Raw genomic sequence first — 7,396 nt, 5'->3', positions numbered from 1 at the left:
AAGGGGCCCCGCTCACGATTGCGGTAGACCGGGCCAAAGCTGAAAATCCTGACTTCACCGGCGGCGAGCAGCTTCTTGCAGGCGAATTCCGGCGAGGTGTGGAGATAAAGTGGCGACCGCGCGCCGTCAGGCCCGACCGCTTGCGTGGCGAAAGCCGCAAGATGCGCCTCGTTGCCGGGCGAGATCTGCAAAGCCGCCGTTTCCACCTCGACGAAATCATGGGCGGCGAACCAGTCGCGCAGGCTGGCGGCGATGGCATTGCGCAGCATCAGCCGCGGGCGGCGGTCGGCATGGACATGCGGCGTCCACCAGGGCGAAGCTTCGGTCATGGGGCTCAGATCATGGTGGAATGGGGCTGGCGGCGGCGGCCAAGATGCGGTAGGCCCCCATCCAGCGCCGCACAAGCCGGCAAATGCCAGTCAACTCTTCTTGCAGGATTTAAAACCGTGGTGAAAGTCATCGCCAGTTCGCTCCGCAAAGGCAACGTCGTCGACAAGGACGGCAAGCTTTATGTGATCCTCTTTGCCGAAAACATCCATCCAGGCAAGGGCACCCCAGTGACGCAGCTCGACATGCGCCGCATCGGCGACGGGGTGAAGGTTTCGGAGCGCTACCGCACCACCGAGCAGGTGGAGCGCGCCTATGTGGAAGAGCGCGAACACACGTTCCTGTATCGCGACGGCGAAGGCTTTCATTTCATGAACCCGGAAAGCTATGACCAGGTCGCGGTGTCGGAAGCCGTGGTCGGCGACATGGCGCCTTACCTCCTGGAAGGCATGGCCGTGCAGGTGTCACAGTTCAACGGCATTGCCATTTCCCTGGTGCTGCCGCAGCGCGCCACCTTCGAAGTGGTGGAAACCGAGCCGACGACCAAGGGCCAGACGGCGTCGTCCTCCTACAAACCGGCCGTGCTGTCCAACGGCGTGCGCACCCTGGTGCCGCCGCACATCGCGCCAGGCACCCGCGTGGTGGTGATGACGGCGGATGGGGCTTATGTGGAGCGCGCGAAGGACTGAGGGGGGCGGCGTCTTTTGCCTTCAGGGGTGAGCGGGCGAAGGCGGTTGCGGTCGTTAGCCTTTCGCTCCGGCACGGAAAGCTCCTGCCCGAAGCTACCGCTCGAAACGAGCATTCAATGCCGCATCGGGAGCCCCCGATCCGGACTGCATTCAGGATGGCCAAAGCGGCTTCACCCGCTCAATGCGATATCTTTTCTCGAATTCACGGAGCACCATTTCGAGCGTTGCCTCAAAAGCACCCTGATCGAACATCATCGATTTCTTCGCCTCGTGAAAGTAGCGCCAGTCGGTGAAGGCATCTTGGTGCTGATGCAGAATGTGACGAATGCTGTAGCCGATGTAGAAACCATTGGGATGATACGGGACCACTGACCTTTTGAACTCAGCGTCGAGTTTCTCTTGGCTTTCGGGCTTTAGGCGATCAAACAGCTTCATCAGGTTGTGCGATTTGACAACTCTTGGATCGTCGTGGTCGAAGACGAACCACGCTTTGAGTGCCAGCTCCATCGAAAGCGCCAAAAGCATCGGTTCAACACCGACGTGTTCGCGTTCGCTCAGGTCTGCATGCTCTCCGAATTCTCGACTTGGAAAGCTCTGAGTCTTTCGAAAGATCGCCTTTGCGGCTTCCCCGATCCTAATGGCAGTCGATAAGCGCGCACTCATTAAAGATCCATTGATGTAAACTGGCTCTGGAGCTTGACCTGAGATATTGCAAGAACGCAATCGCTTAGGCTAGGTGGCACGGAACTACAACCTAACGACAATTTAGAGTTGAGTTAGCTGCCGGCGACCTGTTTTTCTTACCTCTTTGTGGCGCGAATGCTATTTGGTTGCGATCCTTATTATCTGAGCCAAGATCTCTAGAACTGCGGGGCATCCGCGCGAGCTTGCCGGGCTATGTCAGCTCGTTTGCATTCAAATGCTGGCGTCCGGCTAATGAGCAGACTGTCCGGCTTCAGGAACTCCCGGAAGGTGGATCAACGACCGGAATGAGGCGCATAGCCGCCATTCGTCCGTGAACTCGCCTATATCCGCACCAGGTCAAATGCGACCGTTCCATGGGTCGCATTTTGTTCGTTTAGCCAGTTCGGCAAGCAGAGTAGACGTCACGCCTCAGCGGCACGCCACCGCCCTCACGCGTCAACCCGCTTCCCTCGCTTGCGCTTGCCGCCCCTCGCCTCCACCGCCTTCTCCATCTGCCGCTTCAGCTCGTCCTTGATATCCACCGTCTCGTTCATCAAAGCGTCGATCTTCAGGAAATCGAGCACGCGGTATTTCGACACCGCCGGGCGAGCCAGGATATCGGGGCGGCACTGCTTCAGCTTGTTGGCGATGATCGACTGCATCATCAATTGGGTGGCGCCGTCAGGCCGGCTGAGGTCAATGCGTGTCTCGGGCATTAGCCGAAAACGACAAGGCGCAGCGATATTTTTCATGAACGTGTCGCAAAGGCCCCGCGCAGTCCGTCCTCTGACGGAAGAAGGAGAGCACCATGCGAAAACTTATCGTCACCGAATTCATCAGCGTCGATGGCATTGCCGAGGTCGAGAAGCTGCCCAGCGTGATCTGGAACGACGCGATGAACAGGTTCAAGGAAGACGAGCTTGCTGATAGCGGCGCCATGCTTTTGGGGCGCACGACCTATGAGATATTTACCGGCTCCTGGCCCAAGGAAACCGGAGATTTTGCCGACCGGTTCAACGCGCTGCCGAAATATGTCGCCTCGACCAGCCTGAAGGCGCTCGACTGGAAGCCGGCCGAATTGCTGAAGGGACCGCTGCCGGAAGCGGTCAGAACCCTGAAGCAAGGCAGTGGCGGCAACATTTATGTGCATGGCAGCCTCAGCGTCGCGCAGGAATTGCTGCGCCATGGCCTGGTCGACCGCGTCAGGCTGCTCAGCTATCCAGGCACCGTCGGCCAGGGCAAGCCGCTGTTCCCAGTCGGCGAGCCGGTCTCGCTCGAATTGATTTCGGCCACGCCGCTCAGCAACGGCGTTGTGGCGCTGGAGTATGCGCCGGTGGCGGCGAAGTCGTAGTTGGCTTCCATGCGTGGTGGTGATGACGGCTGATGGCGCCTATGTGGAGCGGGCGAAGGACTGAGGCCTCCGACCAGCAGGCATGCCCCTCGCCGCTTGACCACTCCGTTTCGGGCTGACCGCAGGCGACGAAATCGCCTCATTGCCGGCTGAAGCGTTTTCAATTGCCGTTCGTGGCCAAAGCTCCTCAACTCGCCGCCTGAGATCGAACCTCTGCGGGGAAGCATGCGAACGACGGCCAGAGTGCGCAGGGTGCGCGACGGCAGACTGGAATTCTCCAGGGAATGGTTGCAGCTGCGCAACCCGCATGCCCCGATCGAGGTGCTGACCGCAGAGCAGATCGAGGCGATACACGACGCTTCGATGTCAGTGCTCGAGGATGTCGGCATGCGCATCCAGGACGAGGAAACGCGAAAACTCTTCGCCAGCGCCGGCTTTGCCGTCGACCACGCCACCGAACGTGTCGTCTTCGATCGCGAGGGCCTGCTGGCGCTGGTCGCCAAGGCGCCGCCGGTCGTCACCGTGCGTGGCCGCGATCCGGCCAAGAAGCTGTTCATGGGCCAGGGCCAGGTCGCCTTCACGGCGGTCAGCGGCCCGCCCTTCGTGTCCGATCTCGACCACGGACGCCGCGCCGGCACGTTTCGCGACCAGGAAAACTTCCTGAAGATGACGCATATGACCGACGTGCTGCAGATCGAGGGCGGCACCAGCGTCGAGGCACAGGACCTGCCGGCCGACACACGCTATCTCGATTTCTACCTCGCCTGCTGCAAGCTTTCGGACAAGCCGTGGAAGCCGCTGACCATCGGCCGCCACCGCGCCCGCGACGCCATCGAGATGGCCAAGATCTGGTATGGCGAGGACGAGGACAGCCTCGCCGCCAATCCGGTGTTCTTCGTCAACACCAACACCAACACGCCGCTGGTGCTCGACGGCGAAATCGCGCAAGGCGTCATCGAATATGCGCGGCTCGGACAGGTCGTATGCGTGACGCCCTTCGGCCTGGCCGGCGCGATGGCGCCGGCCACTGTCGCCGGCGCGCTGGTGATGCAGAATGCCGAAACGCTGGCCTGCTGCGCGCTGACCCAGATCATCCGCCCCGGCTGCCCCTACATTTATGGCGGCTTCATCTGCAATGCCGACATGAAGACCGGATCGCCGGCCTTCGGCACGCCCGAATTCACGCTCGGCGCGCAGGCCACCGGCCAGATGGCGCGCCGCTACGGCCTGCCGTGGCGCTCGTCCAACGTCAACGCATCGAACGCGCCGGACGCGCAGGCGGCCTACGAATCCATGATGTCGCTGTGGGGCGCGCTGACCGGCCACGCAAGCGTCTTCAACCATGGCGCCGGATGGCTGGAGGGCGGCCTGGTCGGCTCCTACGAGAAGTTCATCCTCGACATCGAGATGGTGCGCATGATGTGCGCCTGGATGACGCCGCTCACCGTCAACGCCGATACGATCGGCCTCGACTCGATCAAGGAGGTCGGTCCCGGCGGCCACTTCTTCGGCACGGCGCACACGCTGGCGCGCTACGAGAACGCCTTCTACAAGCCGCTGGTTTCCGACTGGTCGAACTTCGAGAACTGGCAGGACAAGGGCAGCCCCGACGCCGCCCGTCGCGCCAACGGCATCTGGAAGCAGATGGTCAACGAGTATGAGGCGCCCGCCATCGACCCGGCCGTGATCGAAGAGCTCGAGGACTATGTCGCTCGGCGCAAGATCGAGCTCGAAGCCCTGCGCTAGCACCCTTTGAAAACAGCAAAAGTGGATTTCTGACGGAATGGATACACATGCCCGCGTAGTGGTGATCGGCGGTGGGATAACCGGCTGCGCCATCCTCTATCACCTGGCCAAAAAGGGCTGGAAGGATGTGGTGCTGCTGGAGCGCTCGGAACTGACATCCGGCTCGACCTGGCATGCCGCCGGCAATCTGTTCTCGCTGACCAGGCCCTCCAATGCCCAGCGGCTGCAGGTCTACACGATCAATCTCTATCCGGAGATCGAGCGCGAGAGCGGACAGGCCGTCGGCTACCATCCGACCGGCGGCATGCATCTGGCGGCATCGAACGACGAGGTCACGACGCTGGCGATTGCCCGGGCCCGCGCGCGGCGCAATGGCGTCGAGGCGGAATGGATCACTTTCGAGGAAGCCAAGGACCGAGCGCCGATCCTCGACACCAAAAACCTCAAGGCGGTGCTGTGGGAGCCGATCAAGGGCCATGTCGATCCGTCCTCGGCGACCAATGCGTTTGCCGCTGCGGCGCGCAAGCTCGGCGCGAAAATCCACCGCCACACACCCGTGACGGCGACGACGCCGCGCGCCGATGGCGGCTGGGACGTCGAAACGCCTGATGGCACCATCCACGCCGAATTCGTCGTCAACGCCGCCGGCTTGTGGGCGCGCGAGGTCGGCGCGCTGGCCGGCATCAAGCTGCCGCTGCTGCCGGTCGAACATCACTATCTGGTGACCGAAGCGATCCCCGAAATCGAAGCGATGGACCATGAGTTGCCGACCATCGGCGAGAGCGAAGCCGGCTATTATTCACGTCAGGAAGGCAAGGGCATCCTGCTCGGCGCCTATGAAAGCACCTGCCATCACTGGGCCTTCGACGGCACGCCGCTCGACTTCGGCCACGAACTGCTGCCCAACGACCTGGCCCGCATGGATCGCAATTTCGAGGTGGCGATGGACCGCATGCCGTGCCTCGGCGAGGCCGGCATCAAGCGCGTCATCAACGGACCGATGATCTTTTCGCCAGACCTTGGGCCGCTGCTGGGACCGCATCCGGAGCTGAAGAACTATTTCTGCGCCTGCGGCGTGATGAGCGGCCTGAACCAGGGCGCCGGCATCGGCAAGGTGATCTCGGAATGGATCGTCGACGGCGAGCCGGAGATGGACGTGAATTTCTGGGACGTCGCCCGCTTCGGCCGCTGGGCCGGCAAGCGCTTCACCTTCGAACGGACCAAATATTACTACGAGAACCGGCAGGAGCGCCCCTACCCGCATCTCGAATGCGCCGCCGGCCGGCCGTTGCGGACATTTCCCGCCTACGCCGCACAGAAGGCCAGGGGCGCCGTCTTCGGCTTCAACAATGGGTGGGAGCAGCCGCTGTGGTTTGCGCGGCCTGGCGACGAACAGCGCGACATCTTCGGCTATAGCAGGCAGAACTGGTGGAAGACGGTTGGCGAGGAATGCAAGGCGGTGCGCAGTGCTGCCGGCCTGTTCGAAATATCCACCTTCGCCAAATACCGCATCTCGGGCGAGGCCGCCTGCGGCTGGCTGCGGTGGCTGCTGGCGGGACGGATTCCCGAACGGCCCGGCGCTGTGGCGCTGTCGCCGATGCTGTCGGAAAAAGGCCGGCTGATCGGCGACCTGACCGTGTCTAAGCTCGACGATGGCAGCTATCTCCTGCTTGGCGCCGGCACAATGCAGGGCCAGCACATGCGCTGGTTCGATGCGCACAAGACGCCAGGCATTTCGGTCGAGAACCTGTCCGACGGCTGGACCGGGCTAATGCTCGCCGGGCCGAACGCGCGGCAGATTCTGGCCGGGATAACGCACAGCGATGTGTCGAACGATGCGTTTCCGTTCCTGTCGGTCAGGCGCATGGAACTCGAGGCGGCGACCGATGCGATCGTGCTCAGGGTCTCGTTTTCAGGCGAGCTCGGCTACGAGATCTACACGCCCGCAATGTACCAGGCCGGCCTCTACGATGCGCTGTTGCGCGCCGGCGCCGGCCTTGGCCTGGTGCCGGCCGGCAGCCGGGCGCTGGCGAGCCTGCGCATCGAAAAAGCCTTCAAGAGCTGGGGGCTCGATCTGGCGCCGGACTACACGATCATGGAGACCGGCATGGACCGTTTCGTCGACTGGAAACGCTCCGGCTTCATCGGCGAGGAAGCGGCACGCAAACATCGTTCGCAGGGCGCTGCCGAGCGCTTCGTCACCTTGTCCGTCGATGCCGATGACGCCGATTGCAGCGGCGGCGAGCCGGTGTTCCGCGACGATGTCTATGTCGGTTATGTCACGTCGGGCGCCTATGGCTACACAACGAATGAAAGCCTGGCACTTGGCTATCTCAAATCGCAGGTTGTCGATAGCGGCGCCGGCTTCGAGGTCGAGATCAACGGCAAGCGCCGTGCCGCGTCGGTTTCGGACGGCCCGCGCTACGACCCGGAAGGGCTGCGCATGCGGGCGTGACGTTGCGGTTTGGCCTCCAATCTTCCACCGCCTCTTGAAAACCCCTATAGGTGCCGCGCTGGAGCAGTGGGTTCCGGCGCGCGGAGGAGTTAGCGAAGATGGCAAGGCGGTTACCTCCCTTTGCCGCGTTGCGAGCCTTCGAGG

The 7,396-nt window shown here is 62.5% G+C and carries 6 protein-coding genes and 1 pseudogene; 4 read left to right on the top strand and 3 right to left on the bottom strand.

Features of this window, described 5'->3' with window-relative positions:
* A partial coding sequence (locus tag EN935_RS15155; RefSeq protein WP_348629890.1) for an amino acid--tRNA ligase-related protein occupies nt 1–329 on the bottom strand: 329 nt, incomplete at its 3' end.
* A 117-nt stretch (nt 330–446) separates the two neighbouring features.
* On the opposite strand from EN935_RS15155, the gene efp reads away from it, so the two are divergent.
* A complete protein-coding gene (efp, locus tag EN935_RS15150; protein WP_027038615.1) occupies nt 447–1,016 on the top strand; it encodes an elongation factor P in 570 nt (189 codons plus the stop codon).
* A 150-nt stretch (nt 1,017–1,166) separates the two neighbouring features.
* Here efp and EN935_RS15145 read toward each other — a convergent pair whose 3' ends face one another.
* The gene (locus EN935_RS15145; protein WP_127373410.1) at nt 1,167–1,679 is read right to left on the bottom strand and encodes a hypothetical protein; all 513 of its coding nucleotides are present in this window, start codon (nt 1,677–1,679) and stop codon (nt 1,167–1,169) included.
* A 470-nt stretch (nt 1,680–2,149) separates the two neighbouring features.
* Nucleotides 2,150–2,380: pseudogene (locus EN935_RS15140) on the bottom strand (patatin-like phospholipase family protein); the annotation flags it as partial.
* A 128-nt stretch (nt 2,381–2,508) separates the two neighbouring features.
* On the opposite strand from EN935_RS15140, the gene EN935_RS15135 reads away from it, so the two are divergent.
* The 3 genes from EN935_RS15135 (at nt 2,509) to EN935_RS15125 (ending at nt 7,252) form a co-directional block, all read left to right on the top strand.
* Nucleotides 2,509–3,051: a dihydrofolate reductase family protein gene (locus tag EN935_RS15135; protein WP_127266205.1), complete on the top strand. Its 543-nt coding sequence runs from the start codon at nt 2,509–2,511 to the stop codon at nt 3,049–3,051.
* Between the two features lie 252 nt (nt 3,052–3,303).
* Nucleotides 3,304–4,797 (top strand): trimethylamine methyltransferase family protein, encoded by a 1,494-nt coding sequence (locus EN935_RS15130; protein ID WP_245488961.1) that lies wholly within the window; start codon nt 3,304–3,306, stop codon nt 4,795–4,797.
* A 37-nt stretch (nt 4,798–4,834) separates the two neighbouring features.
* Nucleotides 4,835–7,252, top strand: a complete 2,418-nt coding sequence (locus EN935_RS15125) for an FAD-dependent oxidoreductase (protein ID WP_127265170.1) — start codon at nt 4,835–4,837, stop codon at nt 7,250–7,252.
* Nucleotides 7,253–7,396: the final 144 nt, after the last annotated feature.

Source organism: Mesorhizobium sp. M7D.F.Ca.US.004.03.1.1, from assembly GCF_003998635.1.
Classification (GTDB): domain Bacteria; phylum Pseudomonadota; class Alphaproteobacteria; order Rhizobiales; family Rhizobiaceae; genus Mesorhizobium; species Mesorhizobium loti.
Note: the sequence above shows the minus strand (reverse complement) of the source record. Positions and strands in the feature narration are given on the sequence as shown.

What these genes read in the sequence shown, in the direction of transcription:
- EN935_RS15125 (WP_127265170.1), top strand. Translation starts at nt 4,835, where the DNA reads ATGGATACACATGCCCGCGTAGTGGTGATCGGCGGTGGGATAACCGGC.
- EN935_RS15135 (WP_127266205.1), top strand. Translation starts at nt 2,509, where the DNA reads ATGCGAAAACTTATCGTCACCGAATTCATCAGCGTCGATGGCATTGCC.
- EN935_RS15145 (WP_127373410.1), bottom strand. Translation starts at nt 1,679, where the DNA reads ATGAGTGCGCGCTTATCGACTGCCATTAGGATCGGGGAAGCCGCAAAG.